At 45.3% G+C, this 22,490-nt stretch carries 27 protein-coding genes; 25 read left to right on the top strand and 2 right to left on the bottom strand.

Going from position 1 to position 22,490, the window contains the following annotated elements; genetic code table 11:
• Positions 1 to 7: 7 nt before the first annotated feature.
• From CCC17_RS11015 to CCC17_RS10985, 7 genes are all read left to right on the top strand, one after another.
• Positions 8 to 190 carry a PspC domain-containing protein gene (locus CCC17_RS11015; RefSeq protein ID WP_015527206.1) on the top strand — a complete coding sequence of 61 codons (183 nt, stop codon included), beginning with the start codon at positions 8 to 10 and terminating at the stop codon, positions 188 to 190.
• A gap of 97 nt (positions 191 to 287) precedes the next feature.
• Positions 288 to 479 carry a small, acid-soluble spore protein, alpha/beta type gene (locus CCC17_RS11010; protein ID WP_287083087.1) on the top strand — a complete coding sequence of 64 codons (192 nt, stop codon included), beginning with the start codon at positions 288 to 290 and terminating at the stop codon, positions 477 to 479.
• Between the two features lie 168 nt (positions 480 to 647).
• Positions 648 to 1,592 (top strand): DUF308 domain-containing protein, encoded by a 945-nt coding sequence (locus CCC17_RS11005; RefSeq protein WP_215638213.1) that lies wholly within the window; start codon positions 648 to 650, stop codon positions 1,590 to 1,592.
• 43 nt (positions 1,593 to 1,635) lie between these two features.
• Complete coding sequence (locus CCC17_RS11000; protein ID WP_287083086.1) at positions 1,636 to 2,451, top strand: arginase family protein; 816 nt, start codon at positions 1,636 to 1,638, stop codon at positions 2,449 to 2,451.
• Positions 2,451 to 3,221, top strand: a complete 771-nt coding sequence (locus CCC17_RS10995; protein WP_015527202.1) for a prolipoprotein diacylglyceryl transferase — start codon at positions 2,451 to 2,453, stop codon at positions 3,219 to 3,221. The genes CCC17_RS11000 and CCC17_RS10995 overlap by 1 nt, the downstream gene beginning before the upstream one ends.
• A gap of 104 nt (positions 3,222 to 3,325) precedes the next feature.
• Positions 3,326 to 5,137 (top strand): S8 family peptidase, encoded by a 1,812-nt coding sequence (locus tag CCC17_RS10990; RefSeq protein ID WP_118752997.1) that lies wholly within the window; start codon positions 3,326 to 3,328, stop codon positions 5,135 to 5,137.
• A gap of 220 nt (positions 5,138 to 5,357) precedes the next feature.
• Positions 5,358 to 6,446, top strand: a complete 1,089-nt coding sequence (locus tag CCC17_RS10985) for a class II aldolase/adducin family protein (RefSeq protein ID WP_287083085.1) — start codon at positions 5,358 to 5,360, stop codon at positions 6,444 to 6,446.
• A 151-nt stretch (positions 6,447 to 6,597) separates the two neighbouring features.
• On the opposite strand, the gene CCC17_RS10980 is transcribed toward CCC17_RS10985, so the two are convergent.
• Positions 6,598 to 7,824, bottom strand: a complete 1,227-nt coding sequence (locus CCC17_RS10980) for a 6-phosphofructokinase (RefSeq protein WP_015527199.1) — start codon at positions 7,822 to 7,824, stop codon at positions 6,598 to 6,600.
• A 157-nt stretch (positions 7,825 to 7,981) separates the two neighbouring features.
• On the opposite strand from CCC17_RS10980, the gene CCC17_RS10975 reads away from it, so the two are divergent.
• From CCC17_RS10975 to CCC17_RS10895, 17 genes are all read left to right on the top strand, one after another.
• Entirely contained in the window at positions 7,982 to 8,212 is a 231-nt protein-coding gene (locus CCC17_RS10975; RefSeq protein WP_015527198.1) for an HPr family phosphocarrier protein, read from the top strand.
• 216 nt (positions 8,213 to 8,428) lie between these two features.
• A complete protein-coding gene (locus CCC17_RS10970) occupies positions 8,429 to 8,707 on the top strand; it encodes an autorepressor SdpR family transcription factor (RefSeq protein WP_015527197.1) in 279 nt (92 codons plus the stop codon).
• A complete protein-coding gene (locus CCC17_RS10965) occupies positions 8,694 to 9,353 on the top strand; it encodes an SdpI family protein (protein WP_242981968.1) in 660 nt (219 codons plus the stop codon). Before CCC17_RS10970 ends, CCC17_RS10965 begins: the two co-directional genes overlap by 14 nt.
• Before the next feature lie 155 nt (positions 9,354 to 9,508).
• Entirely contained in the window at positions 9,509 to 9,940 is a 432-nt protein-coding gene (locus tag CCC17_RS10960; RefSeq protein ID WP_092068357.1) for a hypothetical protein, read from the top strand.
• A 34-nt stretch (positions 9,941 to 9,974) separates the two neighbouring features.
• Positions 9,975 to 11,261 (top strand): vWA domain-containing protein, encoded by a 1,287-nt coding sequence (locus CCC17_RS10955; RefSeq protein ID WP_287083084.1) that lies wholly within the window; start codon positions 9,975 to 9,977, stop codon positions 11,259 to 11,261.
• Entirely contained in the window at positions 11,258 to 12,778 is a 1,521-nt protein-coding gene (locus CCC17_RS10950; protein ID WP_287083083.1) for an ATP-binding protein, read from the top strand. Before CCC17_RS10955 ends, CCC17_RS10950 begins: the two co-directional genes overlap by 4 nt.
• Positions 12,779 to 12,902: 124 nt before the next feature.
• Positions 12,903 to 13,775, top strand: a complete 873-nt coding sequence (locus CCC17_RS10945; protein WP_015527192.1) for a phosphoribosylaminoimidazolesuccinocarboxamide synthase — start codon at positions 12,903 to 12,905, stop codon at positions 13,773 to 13,775.
• A 177-nt stretch (positions 13,776 to 13,952) separates the two neighbouring features.
• Complete coding sequence (gene srtB / locus CCC17_RS10940; protein ID WP_021651401.1) at positions 13,953 to 14,771, top strand: class B sortase; 819 nt, start codon at positions 13,953 to 13,955, stop codon at positions 14,769 to 14,771.
• A gap of 32 nt (positions 14,772 to 14,803) precedes the next feature.
• Positions 14,804 to 15,526, top strand: coding sequence for an NAD-dependent protein deacylase (locus CCC17_RS10935; RefSeq protein ID WP_287083081.1), 723 nt, complete (start codon positions 14,804 to 14,806; stop codon positions 15,524 to 15,526).
• A gap of 50 nt (positions 15,527 to 15,576) precedes the next feature.
• Entirely contained in the window at positions 15,577 to 15,771 is a 195-nt protein-coding gene (locus CCC17_RS10930) for a DUF951 domain-containing protein (protein ID WP_022426426.1), read from the top strand.
• Between the two features lie 115 nt (positions 15,772 to 15,886).
• A complete protein-coding gene (gene rpsF / locus CCC17_RS10925) occupies positions 15,887 to 16,174 on the top strand; it encodes a 30S ribosomal protein S6 (protein WP_015527189.1) in 288 nt (95 codons plus the stop codon).
• 74 nt (positions 16,175 to 16,248) lie between these two features.
• A complete protein-coding gene (locus CCC17_RS10920) occupies positions 16,249 to 16,707 on the top strand; it encodes a single-stranded DNA-binding protein (protein ID WP_015527188.1) in 459 nt (152 codons plus the stop codon).
• A 48-nt stretch (positions 16,708 to 16,755) separates the two neighbouring features.
• Positions 16,756 to 17,019, top strand: coding sequence for a 30S ribosomal protein S18 (gene rpsR / locus CCC17_RS10915; RefSeq protein WP_021651398.1), 264 nt, complete (start codon positions 16,756 to 16,758; stop codon positions 17,017 to 17,019).
• A 172-nt stretch (positions 17,020 to 17,191) separates the two neighbouring features.
• Complete coding sequence (locus CCC17_RS10910) at positions 17,192 to 19,240, top strand: DHH family phosphoesterase (protein WP_022426425.1); 2,049 nt, start codon at positions 17,192 to 17,194, stop codon at positions 19,238 to 19,240.
• A gap of 2 nt (positions 19,241 to 19,242) precedes the next feature.
• Positions 19,243 to 19,689 (top strand): 50S ribosomal protein L9, encoded by a 447-nt coding sequence (gene rplI, locus CCC17_RS10905; RefSeq protein ID WP_015527184.1) that lies wholly within the window; start codon positions 19,243 to 19,245, stop codon positions 19,687 to 19,689.
• Between the two features lie 3 nt (positions 19,690 to 19,692).
• Complete coding sequence (dnaB, locus tag CCC17_RS10900; RefSeq protein WP_015527183.1) at positions 19,693 to 21,021, top strand: replicative DNA helicase; 1,329 nt, start codon at positions 19,693 to 19,695, stop codon at positions 21,019 to 21,021.
• Positions 21,022 to 21,247: 226 nt separating this feature from the next.
• Complete coding sequence (locus tag CCC17_RS10895; RefSeq protein ID WP_022426424.1) at positions 21,248 to 21,817, top strand: MerR family transcriptional regulator; 570 nt, start codon at positions 21,248 to 21,250, stop codon at positions 21,815 to 21,817.
• Between the two features lie 46 nt (positions 21,818 to 21,863).
• Here CCC17_RS10895 and CCC17_RS10890 read toward each other — a convergent pair whose 3' ends face one another.
• Positions 21,864 to 22,034, bottom strand: a complete 171-nt coding sequence (locus tag CCC17_RS10890; protein ID WP_015527180.1) for a DUF362 domain-containing protein — start codon at positions 22,032 to 22,034, stop codon at positions 21,864 to 21,866.
• 207 nt (positions 22,035 to 22,241) lie between these two features.
• Between CCC17_RS10890 and CCC17_RS10885 the strand changes: the two genes are divergently transcribed.
• On the top strand, positions 22,242 to 22,442 hold the full coding sequence (locus CCC17_RS10885; protein WP_015527179.1) for a DUF1858 domain-containing protein: 201 nt from the start codon (positions 22,242 to 22,244) through the stop codon (positions 22,440 to 22,442).
• Positions 22,443 to 22,490 lie beyond the last annotated feature (48 nt).

Genomic DNA, 22,490 nt, shown 5'->3' with positions numbered 1-22,490 from the left:
AAGCATTATGAGTAACAAAAAACTATACAAATCATCAGTAAACCGTATGTTATGTGGTGTCTGCGGCGGAATTGCGGAATACTTTAATATCGATCCGACTCTTGTCCGGCTGGTATGGGTAATCATCACGCTGATGGGCGGAGCTGGAATCCTGGCGTATATCATTGCGGCGATCATTATTCCGGATTAAAAATGACAGTACCCATAAAGGACGGATATATTTTTCAGAATGCATAATTTATCCGGAAATTGTCCATACTCCATAAAAAAGATGAGGAGTGTGGAAGATGAACAGGGAGAAAGAAGTAAAAGCATATCTTGAGGGAAAGCTTTCCCAGGCGGAAAAATTGAAATACGAGATTGCCGATGAGATGGGAGTTCTGGATAAAGTGATCAAAGACGGGTGGAAAAGCCTTTCTGCAAAAGAAACCGGACGGATCGGTGGTCTTATGACAAAAAGGAAGAAACATAAAAAGTAAAATACAGCCTGAAGGAACAAGGCGAAATGACGCCGGAAAAGTCCTTCGGGCTGTATTGAATTATAAGAATATTTTTCTGGAAAAAAGAAATTTTTTTGACGGTTCAGGGTGGACTGACCAGTGGAAAAGAGCTATACTGTTGGAATAACAGAGGAGGTATGAAGGAACATGGGTGAAAAAATCAACAACATTCTAAAGGGTGAGATCATCTCCTCAGTATTTTATATACTGCTGGGACTTTGCCTGATCCTGATCCCCACGCAGACGGTGGACGTGATCTGCAAAGTAGTATTCGGGCTGATCCTCATCGGAGCTGGCATTTATCATATCTATATTTACATACGTGGAAAAGCGAAAGCTACGATCATGGATCTTCTAAGTGGTGTGGTTGTTTTTGTGCTGGGGGTGTTTCTTTTTATGACACCGTCTATCGTGATCAAACTGCTTCCATGGATGCTCAGCGCATTTGTACTGGTTGACAGTCTGTGGAAGTTTAAAGGAGCCTTCCTTCTGAAAAAAGGAGGAAACGGCGCATGGAGCGTGCTTCTGATCGGAAGTCTTGTTTTCATTGCACTTGGAATCGTGATGCTGTTTGGAAGATTTCCGAAGATCATGACTCTGCTGATCTTTTCCGGTTGGGTGCTGGTGTGTGACGGAGCTGCGGATATCGTATTCTATATTATTATGAAGCTGGGGCTTCGAAAGATCGCAAAAAAGGCGGAGACAGAGAAGGAAGATTCTGGTGCAGACAGTTCAGATGCTGTAAATGAAACGGCAGATATGGATGTGCCAAATGATACAAGAACCCAGGATGAAAATGCGCCGAGTGAGCAGCAGAGTGGGAAGGAAACAGAATATCCAACAGAAACTACAGCAGAGACTACAGCGGCTATGCTGGCGCAGGATGCAGACGGATATTCTGCGGACAGAAAAGAGACAGAAGAATCCACAGAACCGGAAGAAGAGCAAAAGCAGAAGAATTCCCGATGGGAAAAAGAACCGGAGAATGTGGAGATGAAGCTCTGGGCTGTAGGCAAAGACCAGGCGGAAACCGGCAGCCTGAAGGATCTTCTGGACGGTTCCGATGAAGAACTGGAAGAGTGGAAGGACTGACCCTTCTCTTGCATCATCTGCCATTCCGTGGTAAGATGTGCACATGAAAAATACAGATAAAAATATAAAGATACTGATGATGGATTTTTCCGGAATATATGAGGATCAGCAGTTCTGGAGGGGAAAAGAAGTATCCCGGGTGGAGGCCAGGGACATTCCCGGAACCAACTGCTACTGTGATGAGGATGCGATGAATGCCATTCGCAGCCGTATTGCCCCTTATTCTTCCGGAGGAATCCATTTTATTGATTCCGGAAACTATCACTATATGACAAGGATCTGGCTGGAAAAGATATCGGAGCCTTTCTCGCTTCTTGTATTTGACAATCACACGGATATGCAGCCGCCGGCATTCGGAGGTCTGCTTTCCTGCGGAGGATGGATCTACGATTCTGTTATGGAACTTCCATTGCTTAAAAGGGTGATCCTGATCGGCCCGGATGAGGAAGCTTTTTCCAGAGTGGAATCGGAGATTCAGGAAAAGGTGGAATTCTTGAGCAGAGAGAAGCTTCTGGAAATGGAAGAGGCGCAGGTGTGTGCGTTTGTAAGCAAGCATGTGGGAAAGCTGCCGCTGTACATTTCTGTGGATAAAGATGTTCTCTGCAAGGATGATGCGGACACGAACTGGAGCCAGGGGGATATGCGCCTGAATACGATGCTGGAATGTCTGAAGAGAGTCAGAGAAATATGTGCAGAGGGAATCCTGGGCGTGGATATCTGTGGTGAATGTGATGTAGCAGAATCTGGAAACAGCGCCTTGAATGACCGGGCCAATGCTACATTGCTGGAGTGTTTTCTGTCCGCATACGGGAGCGAAGATCATGACGGAAATAAGAATGAGATAACAGGAGGAAACTGATGAAAAATGAACTTCTTACCATCGGGCCATTTACGGTATACGGTTATGGTCTGATGATCGCCATTGGAATTTTGGCAGGCTGCCTGACTGCAGAATATAGAGCCGGAAAACAGAAGCTTGACAGTGAACAGATCTTTCCAATGATCCTGTGGTGCCTGGTGGGTGGATTTTTCTGTGCAAAGCTTCTCTTCTGGATCACAGAGTGGAAATCAATTGTTCAGGATCCGGGATTTATAATGGAAACTTTAAGCTCCGGTTTTGTGGTGTTTGGCGGTATCATCGGCGGGATACTGACGGGGCTTCTGTATTGCAGGATCAGAAAGCTTGTATTTTTTAAATACGCGGATGTGATCCTGCCATCTGTGGCACTGGCCCAGGGATTTGGACGGATCGGATGTTTCCTGGCGGGCTGCTGTTATGGAAAAGAGACAGAGAGTGTTTTTTCTGTGATATTTCAGAATTCCGAATATGCGCCCAATCACGTGGCGCTGATCCCGACGCAGTTGTATTCCAGCGGACTGGATTTTCTGCATTTTCTTTTGTTGTTGCTGATCGCACGGAACAAAAAAGAAGATGGTCAGGTTACTGCCTGTTATCTGATCTTTTATAGCATTGGACGGTTTGTGATCGAGTTTTTCCGTGGGGATATTATCCGTGGAAGTGTGGGAATTTTGTCGACTTCCCAGTTTATCAGTATTTTTACAGGGATTGCGGGGATCGTGCTGCTGATACGGATCAGGAAAAAAAGAGATAGCAAGAGCAGTGTTTAAATGGATCAGGGAAGTCCCATGTATCAGGAAAAAGTTGGACAATAGTGGTATAAGGACAGGTTTTCGCTGCATACATCTATGAAAAAGGCGAAAGCAGGCCTGTCATGCTCAGAAAAGAAGATTTTGAACCAAATATGAAAACAGAGGATAAGATCCCCGGAGCGCAGACGGAAAATCCGGCACAGAGTCAGCGCTTCGGGGATTTTATCGTGAAATATATGCAGAATGTCCAGGATACTATGGAACTTTTTCCGGGGGCATCTTTTAGGGCGATCAATGAAATTTTCGGGGTTCTTTATGTTCCGCTGGAAAGTATGGGAGAAATTGAGGTCACGGGAACCTCCTATAATTCGATCCCGAAATGTTATACCTACATGGATATGGAGGCAGCAGGGGAATCAGGGATCAACAGGCTGCACGATCACCCTTATCTGAAGCTGCGTGGAAAAGGTACTGCGGTGGCGGTGATCGATTCGGGGATTGATTATCAGAATGAAGTGTTTCGAAATGCAGGCGGCTCCAGAATCGCTTATTTATGGGATCAGTCCATAGAAGAGGAAGAACAAAATCAGTCTGGACGGGAGTTGGAAGCTGAAAATGGAGATGCAGATAATTTGCCGGGGGATGATATAGCAGATACAGAAGTTCCATATGGCAAATTATTCCGGAAAAAGGATATCGACCGGGCACTGGCTTCCGAGGAGCCGTTTGCCATCGTGCCATCCAGAGATACCAACGGCCATGGCACGGCACTGGCGGGTATTGCTGCCGGAAATATGGTACCCGGAGAAAATTTTACCGGAGCAGCGCCGGAGGCAACCCTGATCATCATCAAGGTAAAGCCGGCAAAGCAATATCTCCGGAATTTTTATCTTTATCCTCCGGAGGCAGAAGCTTTTCAGGAAAATGATGTGATGATGGCCATTGCTTTTGCGATTTCCCAGGCCAAAAAGCTGAAGATGCCACTTTCTATCTGCCTGGGGATCGGAAGCAGCCAGGGCGCGCATCTGGGGACCAATGCGTTAAGCCAGTATGTGGACTATGTGGCAAATTTTTCTCAGGTATCCGTATCTGTGGCAGCAGGAAACGAAGGAAATACAAGAAACCACAGTACGGGGATTTTTTCTCAGGGAAGGGAACAGATCGTGACAGAACTCCGTGTAGCGGAAAGAGAGCAGGGCTTTACCATAGAATTCTGGGGAGAACCGCCGGAAATCTATGAGCTTTCCATCCAGTCACCAACCGGTGAGATACTGGAAGTCAGCAGTTCCATAGGTTCCAGAACCCAGGAGCTGTCATTTGTTTTTGTGGAAACAAAGGTGTATGTGAATTATATCCTGATCGAGCGTCAGACCGGATATTCCCTGGTGTATATCCGATTTTTCCATCCGGCGTCCGGTATCTGGAAAATTTTTACCCAGGCAAGAAATCAACAGAACGTACAGTTCCATATATGGCTTCCTGTGGAAGGGCTGATCTCCCAGGATACCTATTTTCTGGAACCATCCCCCTATACCACGGTGACAGCGCCGGGAGACGCCAGGAACAGCATTACGGCAACTGCCTACCAGCATCGTGACGGAAGCATCTACATTGCAGCAGGCAGAGGCTATACGCCAGATGGCATGATCACTCCACATCTGGCAGCTCCTGGCGTTAACGTAAAAGTGCCGCTGGTACGAGGCGGCTTTGGAACCCGCTCCGGGACCAGTATCTCCGCCGCACAGACCGCCGGTATCGCGGCACTTCTGTTTGAATGGGCGATCATACGGGATAACCAGCCGTTTTTTACCGGGAGCAGCGTGAAATATTATCTGCAGAGAGGCGCAAGAAGAGAAGAAAACATGCAGTACCCAAACCCGGAGTGGGGGTATGGGAAGGTGGATCTGTATCATACCTTTGAACTGCTGACGTGAGATGATGAGAATTGGAAAAAATATGAAAAGCAGAAACAGATCATTTCCTTTGGAAAGAGTAGATGCACAAGATGCATAGATATTACATTTGGAAAAATAAAAAAAGGATACGAAAGTACTAATTTTGGAAAAAATATTCATATAGATAATTCACTTTGTATCGTGTACTATAAATATATGGAAAAATCATATAATGACACAACAGGGAGGAATTTTACTTATGGAGCTTTCAACTTTGGTAAAAATGTCAAACACTTACGGAAGCAATCCGGCCTATGTTCTGGCAGGAGGCGGTAATACTTCTGTAAAAGACGATACAACACTGTATGTAAAGGGATCCGGTACACAGCTTGCTACCATTAAGGCAGAGGAATTTGTCAAAATGGACAGAGCCCGTCTGAATGAGATCATGAAAACGGAATATCCGGCGGATGATGTGAAGCGTGAATCTGCATATCTTGCAGATGTAATGGCGGCAGTGACCGATGAGGATAAAACCAAACGTCCCAGCGTGGAAGCACTGCTCCACAATCTGTTTGCTTATACGTATGTCCTGCATGTTCATCCGACACTTATCAATGGACTGACCTGCGGAAAGGGCGCAAAGGCTCTTTGCGAAGAGCTTCTTGGAAAAGATGTACTCTGGATCGATATCTGCAAACCGGGATACACACTTGCCCGTATCTGCTTCGAGAAAATGAATGCCTATAAAGAAGAAACAGGAAAAGACGTGCAGGTTCTTCTGCTTCAGAATCACGGAATTTTTGTTGCGGCTGATACTGTAGAGGAGATCGGCGTTTTATTCGATGGTGTGATCGGAAAGCTGGAAAAGCAGGTAAAGAGAACTGCGGATGTAAGTGATGCAGTTACACCTGAAAAAGAGCAGGCAGCACAGAAGCTTTCCAGTCTGCTTGGACATGCGGTGGAAGTCGTACCGGCTGCGGAGGCGGATCATTTTGTAAAAGATAAAACTGCTGCGGCACCTCTTCTGAAGCCGTTTACTCCGGATCATATTGTATATTGCGGACCTTATCCGTTATTTGTAGAAAATATTGATGAGGCGAAAAATACGCTGGATGCATTTATGGCAGAGCATGATAAAGAGCCAAGACTGATCCTGGTACAGGGCGTTGGCGCATTTATCATGGAAGATGACAAAGGAAAGGCAGCAAAGGCACAGCTTCTGGTAAAGGATGCGATCAAGCTTGCAGTGTATGCAGAGAGCTTTGGCGGCCCGCTGCAGATGACTGATGAGATCACATATTTTATCACACACTGGGAAGCAGAAGCATACCGCAGTAAGAAATAAAAAAGAAAAATATATATAGAGAAATAAAGAAAATGCATCGGGAACTATTAGGAAATTCCCGGTGCATTTTTTATCGAATGACGGATAAACAGTTACTCAGGACAGAGTTACGCAGCAAATGTGGATATTTTTATCCGCATTACCACAAATCTTATTTCCGATACACGAACGCCGGCAGTCCATCCTCGCCAACCGGAACATTTACAGTTCCCTGGATCAGCGGGCGGGCATAGCGGATAAAGTCTTCGGTGACATCGGAGCCGTCTTCTGTGATCCATTCCACAGGGACCGTCTTTTCTTCGTTGCAGATAACGTTGACATCCTCCAGTGTACATTTCATGGAGTACGGAGAATCACTCTGACGTTTAAATGCGATCATCTTTCCGGTTTCGCCGTTCAGGGCAGCCTGTACACCAAATTCACCGGCGAGGATGCCTTCTTGCTGGTCTGTTCCGGCGAGCATAGCTGCAGAGCAGCGCTGGCTTACATTGAGCTCTACGGAGCGGGCTTTGACACCAAGACGGCTGCGTACAAGATTCTCAAGATATTTACCGCAGCCAGCAAGCATCTTGTGACCGAAGGCGTCGGTTCCGGCAGCGCTGTCGTATTCGCAGATGAAAGTGCCGTCTTTATCATGGATTCCCTCAGATACACAGACTACGACGTTGCAGTTTTTCTCGAAGGCAGCATGAACTTTCTGGAGAAATTCTTCTACATCGAAATCGGTTTCCGGAAGATAAATGAGAAGCGGATTGTCTCCAACATATTTCCGGGCAAGGGCAGCAGCTCCGGTGAGCCAGCCTGCGTGACGTCCCATGATCTCGATGATAGTGACAGATTTTTTCTCGTAGACGCAGGCGTCCAGGGTGATCTCACGGACGGTGGAGGCTACGTAGCGGGCAGCACTTCCGAATCCGGGAGTATGGTCGGTGTTTACAAGATCGTTATCAATGGTCTTCGGCTCACCGAGGATACGGATGTCGCTGCCGATCTTTTCAGCATAGCGGGAAAGCTTGCTGACGGTATCCATGGAATCGTTGCCGCCGATATAAAAGAACCAGCCGATATTCATCTCCTCGAATTTCTGAAAAAGCTTCGGATAAACCGGATCCTCCAGGGATTCCGGAAGCTTGTAACGGCAGGAGCCAAGGTAAGCGCCGGGGGTCCAGGTAAGAGCGAGAAGCTGCTCTCCCGGAAGTGCTTCCTGGAAATCAAGGACTGTTCCGTTTAAAAATCCCTCAATGCCGTTGACCATACCATAAACATGGTCAATCTCTTCTGTATGTTTAAGTGCTTCAGATACCACACCGTAAAGACTGCTGTTGATAGCTGCGGTCGGTCCGCCGGATTGTCCTGCGATAAGGTTCTTTTTTGACATTCTGATACCTCCTGGGTGTTGTTTTTTTATATTGTAACAGAAATAGGAGAAGATAACATCTAAAAAAATCACCTTTTTTATAAAAAAAATACTCTATACAAATAATTATATCATAGTAAAATAGTAGTATAGATAGAGAAAAGAGGTGAAAAAAACGATGACAGTAAAAAAAGTACAGTTTGAGAGCATGGATGAAGTGAACCGTTTTCTTGATGTGACGGAGCATTTTCCGTTTGCAGTGGATCTGAAAAGGGGAAGCAGAACAGTAAATGGCAAATCCATTCTTGGAGTTGCATCCATTGGCCTTGGCAGAGAGATGGACTTTTGTGCACATGTGCCGGAGCTTGCGCCGGAGATCACATCCAGTCTTGGTTTTTGCATGAGGTAGGTTTAAGAGGGGAAAAAATAAATAATGGTTGATCGATGGTGAATGAGGATATCGTAAGGTCGCAGAGGCGATGATCGGTATCCTCATTTTTTTATAGATGACAAATGTAAGTATTTAGAAAAAAATCTAAATACTTATTGACTGGGAAATCTGAAAATGATATATTCTATTTAGAAATATTTCTAAATACCATCCAAAAGGAGGAAGACATACACGATGGCGTTTGCGGAAACCTTCAAGGCACTTTCGGATCCTGTGCGGAGAGAAATCCTGCAGCTTCTGAAAAACGGGAAAATGTCAGCCGGTGAGATCGGAGGACATTTTGACATGACAGGCGCAACCATATCCTATCATCTGAAAATTTTGAAGAAAGCAGATCTTGTGTGGGAGACGAAGGTGAAGAATTTCGTGTATTACGAACTGAATACTACAGTTGTAGAGGAGCTGCTTCTGTGGCTCAGTGATCTGAAAGGGGGAAAGAATGATGAAAGGTGAAGAAAGAAAAGAGTTTCTGAAGGAATATAAAATGTCTCTGATCTCCGGGAGTATCCTTACGGTCTCACCGTCACTGGCAGGGATCCTGCTGTGGAACCGTCTGCCGGAGAAGATCGCAACACATTTTGATCAGCATAATCTGGCCAACGGCTGGAGCAGCAAGCCGATGGCAGTTTTTGGAATTCCGTTTCTGCTTTTGCTGATCCATCTGTTTTGCGTGTTTTTTACAGCCAATGATCCAAAGAGAAAAAATATCAACAGGCGTATTTTTACCATGGTCCTGTGGCTGGTTCCGGTGGTGTCTGTGATCACCTGCATGTCAATCTATGGTCTTGCTCTGGGTATGGACATTGATATAGGTGTGATCGTGAATATCATGGTGGGGATCATGTTTATCATTCTCGGAAATTACGTTCATAAGGTGAAACAGAATTATACAGTGGGAATGAAGCTTCCCTGGACCTTGAACAGCGAAGAGAACTGGAACCGTACCAACCGTATGACAGGCTGGATACTGATCCTGTCAGGGCTGCTTTTTCTTATGAACTCGCTGCTTCTGAAAACGGAAATTGTTTTTGCGGTAATTTTGCTGGTCATCCTTGTGCCAATGATCTATTCATTTATTCTTTATAAAAAGGGAATCTGAGAAAAATCTTCAGACCGTCATTGTCGTAAAAAGGCAATGGCGGTTTCTTTTTTATCAAAAAATAATGTTCAAACAAAGCGGTACGTGATATGATAATGTCATACAAAAGCATTTCCTCGAACACTATAAACAGACAGCAGACAGGAGGGATCATTATGACAGAATTAAGCCGTTTTCAAAAAGATGTGGAAGTTGCTGCCACTGCTCTTGAAATGCGGGCAGAGAACGAGGATGCCAAAGAAGAGGCCATTCATCTTTACCGGAAATTCGGAAGTACCAAACAGGAGCCGCTGCGGCTGGCAGTTGCCCTGCGGGGATATTTTCTGGAGGAAGGTGTGGAGGAAGAGGAACGCGCGCATTATGGAGCATATCTTAAGAAAAGGATCCGTCCGGCTGTGGAACGCCTGATTCTGGAAGATGACTGGGAAAAGATCGAGAAGCTTTATGAGAACGAATGGTTTGGGGAACAGGAGCTGGAGGTGTTCCTGAAACTGGCTGAAGAGTGGAGGAGACCTGCAGCGCTGATGGGACTTCTCCATTTGAAAAAAGCAAATTATGGATTTAAAGAGAAGAAATTCGAGCTGTGATTTTTTCAGGAAATCGGGAATGGAGGCGGATTCGGTGGAACGGAGGCAGGAAGAGCTTGGAATACATATCCTGGAAAATATAAGGAACGAACTGTACTACTATTTTCCATATCTGGACGGTGCTTTTGCCTGCATTTCCGGGAAGGGCTCAGAGCAGACCGGAACCATTGGAACAGATGGAGCTTTTTTGCTTTTTTCCCCGGAATATCTTCTGAAGCTTTATGTAAAAAAGCCGGAGGCAGTGCGAAGAGGTTATCTGCATATGCTGCTGCACTGTCTGTATCTGCATCTTTTTCGGGAGGATCAGGAGGACAGACGCTTATGGAACCTGGCCTGTGATATTGCGGTGGAACAGATCATTTCCAGGGAAAAGATCCCGATTCTGGAGACAGGCGGCGATGCGAAAAAAATCCGTGAAAAGGTTTTTCATATTCTGGGAGACAGGTCGGATTCCGCAGAAAAGATCTGCCGGAAGCTGAAGGAACAGGCTTTTCCGTTTCACCTGAAAGAACTGGAGGAAGCCTTTCATTTTGATGACCACACCCTGTGGGACATCTGCACAGGAGAAAAAGGAAAAAGAACAAAGGAAAAATGGAACAAGCTTCTTTCCTATACTGCTGCAAACCGTCAGGATCACCGGAAACGGCGGGGAAGTCAGAAAGGGGACCAGAAGGAAGAGGCAGGAACGGTAAGATCCGGAAGATACGATTACAAAAAATTTCTCCGTCAGTTTTCTGTGCTGCGGGAAGAGGTGGAGCTGGATACGGAAAGCTTTGATTATATTTTTTATAATTACGGGATGGAGCATTATGGAAATCTTCCGCTGATCGAGCCGCTGGAATATAAGGAAGTGAACCGTCTGGAGGAGCTGGTGATCGCCATTGATACTTCCGGCTCCTGTGATGGAGAGACTGTGCGGAGATTCCTTGGAGAAACGTATTCCATTCTCAGTGAAAAAGAGAATTTTTTCCATAAAATGAAGGTGTACCTGATCCAGTGTGACTGCTGTATCCAGGATGTTAAGGTGATTCATTCCGAGGAAGAATGGAAGGAATACAGCAAAAATATCACCATACAGGGCCGGGGCGGAACAGATTTCCGGCCGGTGTTCCGGTATGTGAAGGAGCAGCAGGAGAAAAAAGAAATCCGCAGTCTTAAGGCTCTGATCTATTTTACAGACGGGGACGGGATATATCCCGGAAGCAAACCGGATTATGAAACGGCCTTTGTATTTTTGCATAAAACAGAAAAAATGGAGCTTGTTCCGCCCTGGGCGATCCGGCTTGTGGCAGAGCAGGAAGGAGTGCGTTACAGAACATGAATATAAAAGAGGCAAAAGAAGAGATCAAACATACCTTACTGGCTTACAACCGGAAGGATGCAGCCGGGCGCTATACATTTCCCAGACTCCGGCAGCGTCCTATCCTGCTTATGGGACCTCCCGGAATCGGAAAAACAGCGATCATGGAGCAGGTGGCAGAGGAATGCGGGGCAGGTCTGGTAGCTTATACCATCACCCACCATACAAGACAGAGTGCGGTAGGACTGCCAAGGATCGTGACCCGGTGCTACAATGGAAAAGAGATCAGCATCACAGAGTATACTTTAAGTGAGATCATTGCTTCTGTGTATGATTGTATGGAACGTACCGGGAAGAAGGAGGGAATCCTTTTTATTGATGAGATCAACTGTGTTTCCGAGACACTTGCACCCACTATGCTGCAGTTCCTTCAGAACAAGACCTTCGGAAGTCACAGCGTGCCGGAAGGATGGCTGATCGCGGCAGCAGGAAATCCTCCGGAATATAATAAATCGGTCCGGGAGTTTGATATTGTAACACTGGACCGTGTACGGAGGATGGATATCGAGGCAGATATTGATGTGTGGATGGAGTATGCCTGGAAAAAGGAGATCCACGGATCGATCCTGGCTTATCTCGGCATGAAAAAGGATCATTTTTATTCTGTGGAGAATACAGTGGACGGGAAATTCTTCGTGACAGCAAGAGGCTGGGAAGACCTGTCTGAGATCCTGAAGGCTTATGAGGAACTGGGCGTGGAGATCACGGAGAATCTGGTCGGGGAGTATTTGTGCAGAGATGAGATCGCAAGAAGCTTTTTTGCCAGCTATCAGCTGTACCGGAAGTACGGAGAGGACTATGGCCTGGAACGCCTGCTTTCCGGAGAGATGCCGGAGGAGGAACAGCAAAAAAAGGTAAAAATGGCGAAGGAAGCTTCCTTTGAGGAACGCTTCCTTGTGACAGGGCTTCTGCTTGACGGCCTGAACGGAAGTTTTCTGACCTATGAGAAGATGGATGGTGAGACAGGTGCTGTTTATCAGGAACTTCTGCATCTGAAAGCTTTTCTTCAGGATAAAAAGGACATGACAGCGCTGGATGAATTTACAGATATGAAGAAGAAAAGTCTGGCTGTCCGTCTGGAGGCGGAGCTTCTTACCACAGATCAGCAGACTACGGAAGAGCTTGTGATCCGCACTCTGGAGGAATTCAGCCTTACTATCCGAAAGGAGCATATCACAGAAACAGAGGCTGGCTTTGAACGGATCCGGCAGCTGTTTACGGAAATGGCGGAGAAGAGAAAGGTCTGTGCGAAAAAGATCAGCGGGGAGCTGGAACAGGCATTTGCATTTATGAAGGAATGCTTCGGGGACGGACAGGAAACGGTGCTTTTTGTCACCGGATTGACCCGGAACAGTCATGCGGCGGCCTTTATCCGAGAGTATGGCTGTGATCCTTATTTTGCCTGCAGTGAGAAGCTTCTTTACCGGAAACAGGAGAAAAAGCTTCAGGAGGAATGTGCATCACTATTAGAAATATGAATGATTCCTTAACGAATACTTATGACTGAAAGGGGTCTGACATCTTGACAGGAGGGCTTGTGAGGTGATACGGTAACGATGTCGAAAACAAAAATCAAATAACCGAATGATGAGGTGTGAGAACATGCAGGAATTAAAACCAATCAAAGAAGGTAAAGTACGTGAGATCTATGACAATGGAGACAGTCTGATCATGGTCGCAACAGACCGTATCAGCTGTTTTGACGTAATTCTGAATAACGAAGTTACAAAGAAAGGTGCTGTACTGACCCAGATGTCCAAATTCTGGTTTGACATGACTGAGGACATTCTTCCGAACCACATGATTTCTGTAGATACCAAGGATATGCCGGAGTTTTTCCAGCAGGAGAAATTCGAAGGAAAATCCATGATGTGCCGTAAACTGAACATGCTGCCGATCGAGTGTATCGTACGTGGATACATCACAGGAAGCGGCTGGGCAAGCTACAAGGAGAACGGCACTGTATGCGGCATCAAGCTTCCGGAGGGACTGAAGGAATCCGACAAGCTGCCTGAGCCGATCTACACACCATCTACCAAGGCTGAGATCGGTGATCACGATGAGAATATTTCCTTTGAGCAGAGTATCGATCATCTTGAGAAATACTTCCCGGGAAAAGGACGCGAGTATGCAGAAAAGCTTCGTGACAACACCATTGCTCTTTACAAAAAATGTGCAGAGTATGCACTCAGCAAGGGAATCATCATTGCAGATACAAAATTTGAGTTTGGTCTTGATGAGGATGGAAACATGGTTATCGGTGATGAGATGCTGACACCGGACAGCTCCCGTTTCTGGCCGGCAGAAGGCTATGAACCAGGACATGGTCAGCCATCCTTTGACAAACAGTTTGCACGTGACTGGCTGAAAGCCAATCCGGACAACGACTGGACACTTCCGCAGGAGATCGTTGACAAGACTATTGAGAAATATCTCCAGGCATACAAAATGCTTACAGGAAAAGAACTGGCCTGAAAAATAACAGCAGCTCTGAAATAGAATATACCTTACAAGCCGCTTCGGATGCCCATTCCGAGGCGGCTTCTTTCTGTATAAAACAGGACAAAAACAAAACGGTTGCAAGAAAACGGAGGGATATTTATAATAAATACAGAAACCAGATGATCCTGACAGATTTAAAGGAGTGTGATTATGAGCAGGAAAAACAAGGTGAAAAAGAAAAAAACAGTTGGAGATCATATTCTGACGATCGTTCTGATCGTGGCAATCTGTATTTTCTGTTATGCAGCTTTTAACCTTTATCATATTTATACAGAATATAAAAAAGGAACCGATGAATATAACAGCATTTCCGAAATGGCAGTGACAGAACGTGATCCGGACCAGGTGGAAGAGATAGATCAGCCGGATGAACAGCCTGTAGCACCTGTGAGCATTGATTTTGATTCTCTCAGGAGTATCAATGAGGATGTGATCGGCTGGATTTATATGGAAGCATTGCCTGAGATCAGTTATCCGGTGGTACAGGGAGAGGATAATAATTTTTATCTGCACCAGACATATGAGAAAAATTATAATTTTGCGGGAACGATCTTTATTGATTATGAGAACAAAAGAGATTTCAGCGATTGTAATACCCTGGTGTACGGACACAACATGAAGAATGGTTCCATGTTTGGAATGCTGAAAAAGTACAGAGCTGATGAGACGCTTTATAATACCAGCAAATATTTCTGGATCCTCACACCGGAAAAAGATTACCGGTATGAGATCATTGCAGCGTATACGACTTCTGTAAACAGCGATACGTATACCTTATTTAAAGGACCTGGCAAAGAGTTTCTGGAATATGAGAAAAAAATGTTCCAGAATTCGGAGATCAGAACAGATGCCACTGCAAGTGAAGCCAATGTGAAGGATAAGATCGTTACATTATCAACCTGTACCGGCAATCAGGCAACACGTTTTGTGGTACAGGGAAAAAGAGTGAATGCGGTGAACCCACAGTAGAGCTTTTGCGGATAAGTTTGGGAGGAAATGATATGGGAAATGAGATAGAAAAATTACAAAAGATCATTGATGAGAGCAGAAATATTGTATTTTTCGGCGGCGCAGGTGTTTCAACAGAAAGCGGGATCCCGGATTTTCGAAGCCAGGACGGACTGTATAACCAGAAATATGATTACCCGCCGGAGACGATCTTAAGCCATACATTTTTTATGCGAAAACCTGAGGAATTCTTTAAATTTTACAGAGATAAGATGCTTTGTGATACTGCAAAACCGAATGCGGCACATCTTAAGCTGGCGGAGATGGAGCAAACAGGAAAGCTGAAGGCTGTGATCACTCAGAATATCGATAATCTTCACCAGATGGCAGGAAGTAAAAAGGTCCTGGAGCTCCACGGAAGCGTTTACCGAAATCATTGTATGAAATGCGGGAAATTCTATGATTTTAAATATATGAAGGAATCGAAAGGTGTTCCGCGGTGTAGCTGCGGCGGCATGATCAAGCCGGATGTGGTCCTTTATGAGGAAGGGCTGGATGACTATACGATCCAGGAATCAGTAAGAGTGATCTCGGAGGCGGGGGTGCTGATCATTGGGGGAACTTCTCTGGCGGTATATCCGGCAGCAGGCCTGATCGATTATTTCCGGGGAAATCATCTGGTGGTGATCAATAAGGCACCGACACCGAGGGATAAATATGCGGATCTTCTTATTAAAGAACCGATCGGGCAGGTGTTTTCTCAGATAAGAGTTTGAAAATATGGGAACCTGGGATGATCTGCAAAAATAAAAATGAGGAGTATCAAATGGGATTAAATTATGAAGTTGGAGATATTGTCACATTGAAGAAGGCTCATCCCTGTGGCAGTAAAGAATGGGAGATCCTTCGCGTAGGAGCGGATTTCCGCCTGAAATGCAAGGGCTGCGGACATCAGATCATGGTGGCACGTAAGCTGGTTGAGAAAAATACACGAGATTTGAAAAAAATTGAAAAAAATTAAATTTATGCTTTACATCACGGGAGAGATGTGCTAGAATCAACAATCGTGATATATTTCATATCCTTGCTCTTTGACAGGCAAAGGGCCAAAAGACCATAAGGAGGTTAAGACAAGCATGAACAAGTACGAGTTAGCATTAGTTGTGAGCGCTAAGCTTGAGGACGAAGCACGTGACGCTGTAGTTGAGAAAGCAAAAGGCTACATCACACGTTACAACGGCGTGATCACAGAAGTTGAAGAATGGGGTAAGAAGAAATTAGCTTACGAGATTCAGAAAATGCATGAAGGCTTCTACTATTTTATTCAGTTTGAAGCAGATTCTCAGTGCCCGGCGGAGATCGAGAGACATGTCCGCATCATGGACAATGTATTAAGATACCTGGTTGTCAAGAAAGAGGCATAATTTTTGCAGCGGATTTTTCGAAAACACCATTAAGAACCTGTTCAGTTAAGTGAAATCATAAGAGAGGTAGAACGATGAACAAAGTAATATTAATGGGACGCTTGACAAGAGATCCTGAGGTAAGATATTCCGCAGGAGAAAATGCCCTGGCAATCGCCAGATATACACTGGCAGTTGATCGCAGATTCCGTCGTGACGGAGAGGCAAGTGCTGATTTTATCAGCTGTGTTTCTTTCGGACGTACAGCAGAATTTGCGGAAAAGTATTTCAGACAGGGACTGAAAATTGCAGTTACGGGACGTATCCAGACAGGAAGCTATACGAACCGTGAGGGACAGAAGGTTTATACGACAGAGGTTGTTGTTGAGGATCAGGAATTTGCTGAGAGCAAAGCATCAAGCGACAGCTATGCAGCAGCTCATCCGAGAACAGAGGCAGCACCTGCAACGTCTATGCCGAGTCCGAGCGCAGCAAGCGCCGACGGCTTCATGAACATTCCAGATGGAATTGATGAGGAGCTGCCGTTCAATTAGAACATCTGATCAAGACAGATGAGACGAATAAGATAGGAGGAAACAATCATGGCTTACAATAGAGGCGAGAGACCAGATTCTCCGATGAAGAGAAGAGGCGGACGCAGAAGAAAAAAAGTTTGTGTATTCTGCGGTAAAGAGAATAACGAGATCGATTACAAGGATGTAGCAAAGTTAAGAAAGTATGTTTCCGAGAGAGGTAAAATTCTCCCGAGAAGAATTACAGGTAACTGTGCGAAACATCAGAGAGCACTGACAGTTGCTGTTAAGAGAGCACGTCATATGTCCCTGATGCCATACGTTCAGGACTAATTCTGATCTTATACGGGGTCGTTGCGAAACAGATGAGCAGTCATCTGGAGGCAGCGGCCCTGTTTTTTTATGAGCAAAACAGATTTTATCATTGCTATGGAATTATAATAAGGAATCTGGTATAATGTTAAATAACTTGTGGGTTAAATTACATTAAGAACAGGAAAAAGCAATGAACAACAAAGTTAAATTCAAGGGGCCTATGAAACACTTCATGCGCTGGCCGCTGTACCTTTCGGTCCTGGTCGTGCTGCTGGACCTGCTGGTGTTTATTGTAAGTGTAAAGGCCGGAATTCTGGTGTCTGTAGGTACTGTGATCTATATTTTTATCGCAGTACAGCTTTTTCGATATCACAAACCGCTGATCATCAATGATATGATCGCATTTGCCAATCAGTATGATGTGGTAGAAAAGCGGATGCTGGAAGAACTGGCGCTTCCTTATGCCATTATGGATATGGAAGGCCGCATGATCTGGTCCAACCGTATTTTTTCAGAGATCACGGGGAGAGATCAGTTTTATAAAAAAAATATCAGCACAGTTTTCCCGGATATTACTCCGGACAAGCTTCCTGTAGCCGATGAACCGGAAATTTCCGAGATGAGTATACATTTCGGGGATCGGATCTATCGGGTTTCCATGCAGCGGGTGACTATGGGTGAAGTAGTCAGCCATGCGGATATTTTGGAGAATATGTCCCAGAATGTCAGTCTGATCGCCATGTATCTTTATGATGAAACAGAGCTTAAGGAATACATCCAGAAAAATGAGGATAACAAGCTTGTTGTAGCACTGGCTTATCTGGATAATTATGAAGAAGCACTGGAGAGCGTGGAGGATGTGAGAAGATCTCTGCTTATCGCACTGATCGACCGAAAGATCACCAAGTATTTTTCCAACTTTGACGGCCTTGTGAAGAAACTGGAGAAAGATAAATATCTTCTGATCATGCGCCAGAGTTCACTGGAAACACTGAAGGAACAGCGTTTTCATATCCTGGATGAGGTTAAGACAGTTAACATCGGAAATGAAATGGCTGTGACATTAAGTATCGGAATCGGTCTGAATGCTTCTACGTATATCCAGAATTACGAATATGCCAGAATTGCCATTGAGATGGCACTGGGCCGTGGCGGTGATCAGGTAGTGATCAAAAATGAAAATAATATTACCTACATTGGCGGCAAGGCACAGCAGATGGAGAAATCAACCCGAGTGAAGGCACGAGTGAAGGCTCAGGCTCTGAAGGAATTTATGAGCACCAAGGATCGAGTGGTGGTTATGGGACACAAGATCACAGATGTGGATGCTCTGGGAGCTGGGATCGGTATTTACCGTGCCGGTAAGACTCTTGGTAAGCCGGTGCATATTGTGATCAATGATCCGACCACATCCATTCGGCCGCTGATGAGTGGATTTATGGAGAATCCAGATTATGAGCCGTCCATGTTTGTGGACAGTAATCAGGCCAAAGAACTGGTGGATAACAATACGGTAGTAATTGTGGTGGATACCAACAAGCCAAGCTATACCGAATGCCAGGATCTTCTCTATATGACAAAGACCATTGTGGTATTGGATCATCACCGCCGCGGCAGCGAGGTGATCCAGAATGCAGTTCTGTCCTATGTGGAGCCATATGCATCTTCAAGCTGCGAGATGATCGCAGAGATCCTGCAGTATTTTGCAGACGGGCTGAAGCTTCGCAGTATTGAGGCGGACTGTATTTATGCGGGTATCATGATCGATACCAACAACTTTACAACAAGAGCGGGTGTGCGTACCTTTGAGGCAGCAGCATTCCTGCGCAGATGCGGAGCAGATGTGACACGTGTACGTAAGATGCTCCGGGATAATATTGATTCCTATAAGGCGAGAGCGGAGGCAGTTCGTACTGCGGAGATCTACAGAGATTATTTTGCCATTGCAAGATGTCCGAGTGAAGGTCTGGAAAGTCCTACCGTTGTAGGAGCACAGGCGGCCAATGAGCTGCTCAATATCGCAGGAGTCAAGGCATCTTTTGTTCTTACCAGCTATAATAATGAGGTTTACATCAGTGCCAGAGCCATTGATGAAGTGAATGTACAGGTCATGATGGAACGGATGGGCGGCGGCGGACATCTGAATATTGCCGGTGCACAGGTGAAAGACACCATGGATGAGACCGAAAGAATGCTGAAAGAAATTATAGACCAGTTATATCAGGAAGGGGACAAATAGAAATGAAAGTAATTCTTCTGGAAGATGTTAAATCCCTGGGTAAAAAGGGACAGATCGTAAATGTAAGTGACGGATATGCAAGAAACATGATCCTGCCAAAAAAGCTTGGTGTTGAAGCTACATCCAAGAATCTCAATGACCTGAAACTCCGTAAGGCAAATGAAGAAAAGGTTGCACAGGAAAACCTGGACGCTGCCAAGGCATTTGCAGAGGAGCTTTCCACAAAGGAGGTTATCCTTACTCTGAAGGTAGGTGAAGGCGGAAGAACATTCGGTTCTGTATCCTCAAAAGAAATCTCAGAGGCAGCCAAAAAACAGCTGAATCTTGATATCGATAAGAAAAAGCTCCAGCTGGAGAATCCGATCCGTAACCTGGGTGTTACCAATGTTCCGGTACGACTTCATCCGAAGGTAACCGGAAGTCTCAAAGTCTGGGTAAAAGAGGCGTAATCAATGGAAGAAGCACTGATCAAGAGGATTCTGCCTCACAGTATTGAGGCAGAGCAGTCAGTGATTGGATCCATGATCCTGGATCGTGATGCGATCCTGGTGGCTTCCGAGATCCTGACCAGTGATGATTTTTATCAAAAACAATATGGTATCATTTTTGATGCCATGGTGGAGCTCTGTAATGAAGGACAGCCGGTAGATCTGATCACTCTGCAGAATCGTCTCAAGGAGAAAGAGCTTCCGCCGGACATCAGCAGTATGGAATATGTCCGTGATCTGATCGCAGCAGTTCCTACATCAGCCAATGTGAAATACTATGCCAATATCGTAAGCGAAAAGGCAGTTCTCCGTCGGCTGATACGGACTACGGAAGAAGTTGCCAATGCCTGTTATCTGGAAAAGGACAGTACGGAAACCATACTTGAGGAATCCGAGAAAAAGCTGTTTAATATTTTGCAGAGAACAAATGGCAGCGATTATGTGCCGATCCAGCAGGTTGTGTTGAATGCAGTCAGCAATATTGAGAAGGCTTCCAAGCTGAAGGGCTCCGTTACCGGGATCCCGACCGGATTTGTGGATCTGGATTATAAGACTTCCGGTATGCACGCGTCCGATCTTGTACTGATCGCAGCTCGACCTTCCATGGGAAAAACTGCCTTTGTATTGAATATTGCCCAGTATATGGCGTTTCGTAAAGATGTGACCGTGGCTATTTTCAGTCTGGAGATGTCCAAGGAGCAGCTGGTAAACCGTCTTCTTGCTATGGAATCTCACGTGGATTCCCAGAATCTCCGTACCGGAAATCTGAAAGATGAGGACTGGACGAAGCTGGTAGAAGGAGCGGATATTATCGGTGGCTCCAATCTTATTATTGATGATACACCTGGAATCTCCATTGCGGAGCTTCGTTCCAAATGCAGAAAATATAAGCTTGAGCATAATCTGGGGATCATCATGATCGATTATCTTCAGCTGATGAGCGGAAGTGGAAAATCGGATTCCAGACAGCAGGAAATTTCAGATATTTCACGATCGCTGAAAGCGTTGGCAAGAGAGATCGATGTACCGGTAATTGCGTTATCACAGCTTAGCCGTGCAGTGGAACAGAGACCGGATCACAGGCCGATGCTTTCGGATCTTCGAGAGTCCGGAGCTATTGAGCAGGATGCGGATGTGGTCATGTTTATCTATCGAGATGATTATTATCACAAAGATACCGAGAAGAAAGACATTGCGGAAATTATCATAGCCAAGCAGAGAAACGGCCCGATCGGAACTGTGGAGCTGGTATGGCTGCCGAGATATACCCAGTTTGTAAATATGAAAAAATAGAGCCGTGCAGACGGTAAATGAAAGGCTGTCAGGATGAAAGCTTATAGTTATCCTGATGGCCTTTTGTATTTTTGTCTGTGTGATCGTGGAGTTCGGGATGCTATGGATATAGGCAAAGAGTCATATTTGGTAAAATTATGTCAACCGATTATTCTTGCTATTTCCTGATCTCAGGGGTTATACTGTAGACAGCAGCAGTGAATCTCTATATAAGGGGGCGTTCACAATGGAAAAAAGATATACAGTCAGACAGGCCGTAACACTGACCGGAGTGAAATCTTATGTCCTGCGTTACTGGGAGGAAGAACTGGAGCTTCGGATCGGACGCAATGAACTGGGACATCGCTATTATACACCGTTTGATATCCAGCTTTTTCTTAAAATAAATGAGCTGAAAAGTAAAGGACTTCAGTTGAAAGCAATCCGTACACTGATCCCACCGGAGGCAAGAAAGGCAGATACACCGGATTTTTCAGAATCTGGTATCAGGATCCTGGATGGAGAAGCTGTTGAGCTTGAAGATATCCCAATGAAAAAAACGGGATCTGAAAAGGAGTTCATGGAAAAAACGGAATCCGGGAATACAGAGAAGTGCGGAGCAGATAACGATAAGATACTGGAGTTTCAGGAAATCATGGAACGCCTGATCCGTGAGGAAATGCAGAGAAAGAAAGAAGGAGAGTACCGGTGTCGTTCTCTGGATGAAGCGATCCGCAGGCAGCAGCAGGCAAGAAGAGAAGCGGCAGCTTCCTGTGAGGGAAAAAAGAATAAAAAAAACAGAAAAGGCTGCCGGTAAACCGGCAGCCTCATTCATTATAGCAGCTTATCAAGCTAATGATGCATTACTCAGCAGAGATAGCACCAACTGGACAGGCCTCAGCGCATGTTCCGCAGTCAACACAAGCGTCTGCGTCGATTACATAATGCTCGTCTCCCTGAGAAATAGCCTCGTTCGGGCACTCACCCTCACATGTTCCACAGCTAACGCACTCGTCAGAAATTACATATGCCATAATTGATATCCTCCTTTTAAATTGTGTATTGTATGTATCCCCTACCAGGGATTCTATTCCCATTCTAATATATCTGCATAAAGAATACAAGTATAAATTTATAAACAAAACTGAAAATTCGTAACCCGTTGATTCCATTCCGGATTCGTATTATAATAGCAGAACGGAATGAAATATTTCGATAAAACAGTAAAGGAGAATACAATCATGGCAAAAGTTACAAAGAGCATGCTGATCGGAGAACTGCTCACTGTAGACCCGAATATCGCACCGATCCTGATGAGAGCAGGAATGCATTGTCTTGGCTGCCCGTCTTCACAGATGGAATCTCTGGAAGAAGCAGCAATGGTCCATGGCCTGGACGCAGATGTCCTCGTAGCTCAGATCAATGATTTTCTTGGTGAGTAATAAACAGAAGCTTTTTTGCTGAAACAAAAGGACCGCTGTCGGGAAATG

The sequence above is a fragment of the Blautia sp. LMAG:36 genome, assembly GCF_008680535.1.
In the GTDB taxonomy this organism is placed as follows: domain Bacteria; phylum Bacillota; class Clostridia; order Lachnospirales; family Lachnospiraceae; genus Blautia_A; species Blautia_A fusiformis.
Note: the sequence above shows the minus strand (reverse complement) of the source record. Positions and strands in the feature narration are given on the sequence as shown.

Bases quoted from the DNA above. Each gene is read 5' to 3' on its own strand.
- rpsF (WP_015527189.1), top strand. From the start codon at position 15,887: ATGAACAAGTACGAGTTAGCATTAGTTGTGAGCGCTAAGCTTGAGGAC.
- CCC17_RS11015 (WP_015527206.1), top strand. From the start codon at position 8: ATGAGTAACAAAAAACTATACAAATCATCAGTAAACCGTATGTTATGT.
- CCC17_RS11005 (WP_215638213.1), top strand. From the start codon at position 648: ATGGGTGAAAAAATCAACAACATTCTAAAGGGTGAGATCATCTCCTCA.
- CCC17_RS10995 (WP_015527202.1), top strand. From the start codon at position 2,451: ATGAAAAATGAACTTCTTACCATCGGGCCATTTACGGTATACGGTTAT.
- dnaB (WP_015527183.1), top strand. From the start codon at position 19,693: ATGGAAGAAGCACTGATCAAGAGGATTCTGCCTCACAGTATTGAGGCA.
- rplI (WP_015527184.1), top strand. From the start codon at position 19,243: ATGAAAGTAATTCTTCTGGAAGATGTTAAATCCCTGGGTAAAAAGGGA.
- CCC17_RS10920 (WP_015527188.1), top strand. From the start codon at position 16,249: ATGAACAAAGTAATATTAATGGGACGCTTGACAAGAGATCCTGAGGTA.
- CCC17_RS10965 (WP_242981968.1), top strand. From the start codon at position 8,694: ATGATGAAAGGTGAAGAAAGAAAAGAGTTTCTGAAGGAATATAAAATG.
- CCC17_RS10985 (WP_287083085.1), top strand. From the start codon at position 5,358: ATGGAGCTTTCAACTTTGGTAAAAATGTCAAACACTTACGGAAGCAAT.
- srtB (WP_021651401.1), top strand. From the start codon at position 13,953: ATGAGCAGGAAAAACAAGGTGAAAAAGAAAAAAACAGTTGGAGATCAT.
- CCC17_RS10935 (WP_287083081.1), top strand. From the start codon at position 14,804: ATGGGAAATGAGATAGAAAAATTACAAAAGATCATTGATGAGAGCAGA.
- CCC17_RS10890 (WP_015527180.1), bottom strand. From the start codon at position 22,034: ATGGCATATGTAATTTCTGACGAGTGCGTTAGCTGTGGAACATGTGAG.
- CCC17_RS11010 (WP_287083087.1), top strand. From the start codon at position 288: ATGAACAGGGAGAAAGAAGTAAAAGCATATCTTGAGGGAAAGCTTTCC.
- CCC17_RS11000 (WP_287083086.1), top strand. From the start codon at position 1,636: ATGAAAAATACAGATAAAAATATAAAGATACTGATGATGGATTTTTCC.
- CCC17_RS10910 (WP_022426425.1), top strand. From the start codon at position 17,192: ATGAACAACAAAGTTAAATTCAAGGGGCCTATGAAACACTTCATGCGC.
- CCC17_RS10885 (WP_015527179.1), top strand. From the start codon at position 22,242: ATGGCAAAAGTTACAAAGAGCATGCTGATCGGAGAACTGCTCACTGTA.
- rpsR (WP_021651398.1), top strand. From the start codon at position 16,756: ATGGCTTACAATAGAGGCGAGAGACCAGATTCTCCGATGAAGAGAAGA.
- CCC17_RS10945 (WP_015527192.1), top strand. From the start codon at position 12,903: ATGCAGGAATTAAAACCAATCAAAGAAGGTAAAGTACGTGAGATCTAT.
- CCC17_RS10930 (WP_022426426.1), top strand. From the start codon at position 15,577: ATGGGATTAAATTATGAAGTTGGAGATATTGTCACATTGAAGAAGGCT.
- CCC17_RS10970 (WP_015527197.1), top strand. From the start codon at position 8,429: ATGGCGTTTGCGGAAACCTTCAAGGCACTTTCGGATCCTGTGCGGAGA.
- CCC17_RS10990 (WP_118752997.1), top strand. From the start codon at position 3,326: ATGCTCAGAAAAGAAGATTTTGAACCAAATATGAAAACAGAGGATAAG.
- CCC17_RS10975 (WP_015527198.1), top strand. From the start codon at position 7,982: ATGACAGTAAAAAAAGTACAGTTTGAGAGCATGGATGAAGTGAACCGT.
- CCC17_RS10895 (WP_022426424.1), top strand. From the start codon at position 21,248: ATGGAAAAAAGATATACAGTCAGACAGGCCGTAACACTGACCGGAGTG.
- CCC17_RS10950 (WP_287083083.1), top strand. From the start codon at position 11,258: ATGAATATAAAAGAGGCAAAAGAAGAGATCAAACATACCTTACTGGCT.
- CCC17_RS10980 (WP_015527199.1), bottom strand. From the start codon at position 7,824: ATGTCAAAAAAGAACCTTATCGCAGGACAATCCGGCGGACCGACCGCA.
- CCC17_RS10960 (WP_092068357.1), top strand. From the start codon at position 9,509: ATGACAGAATTAAGCCGTTTTCAAAAAGATGTGGAAGTTGCTGCCACT.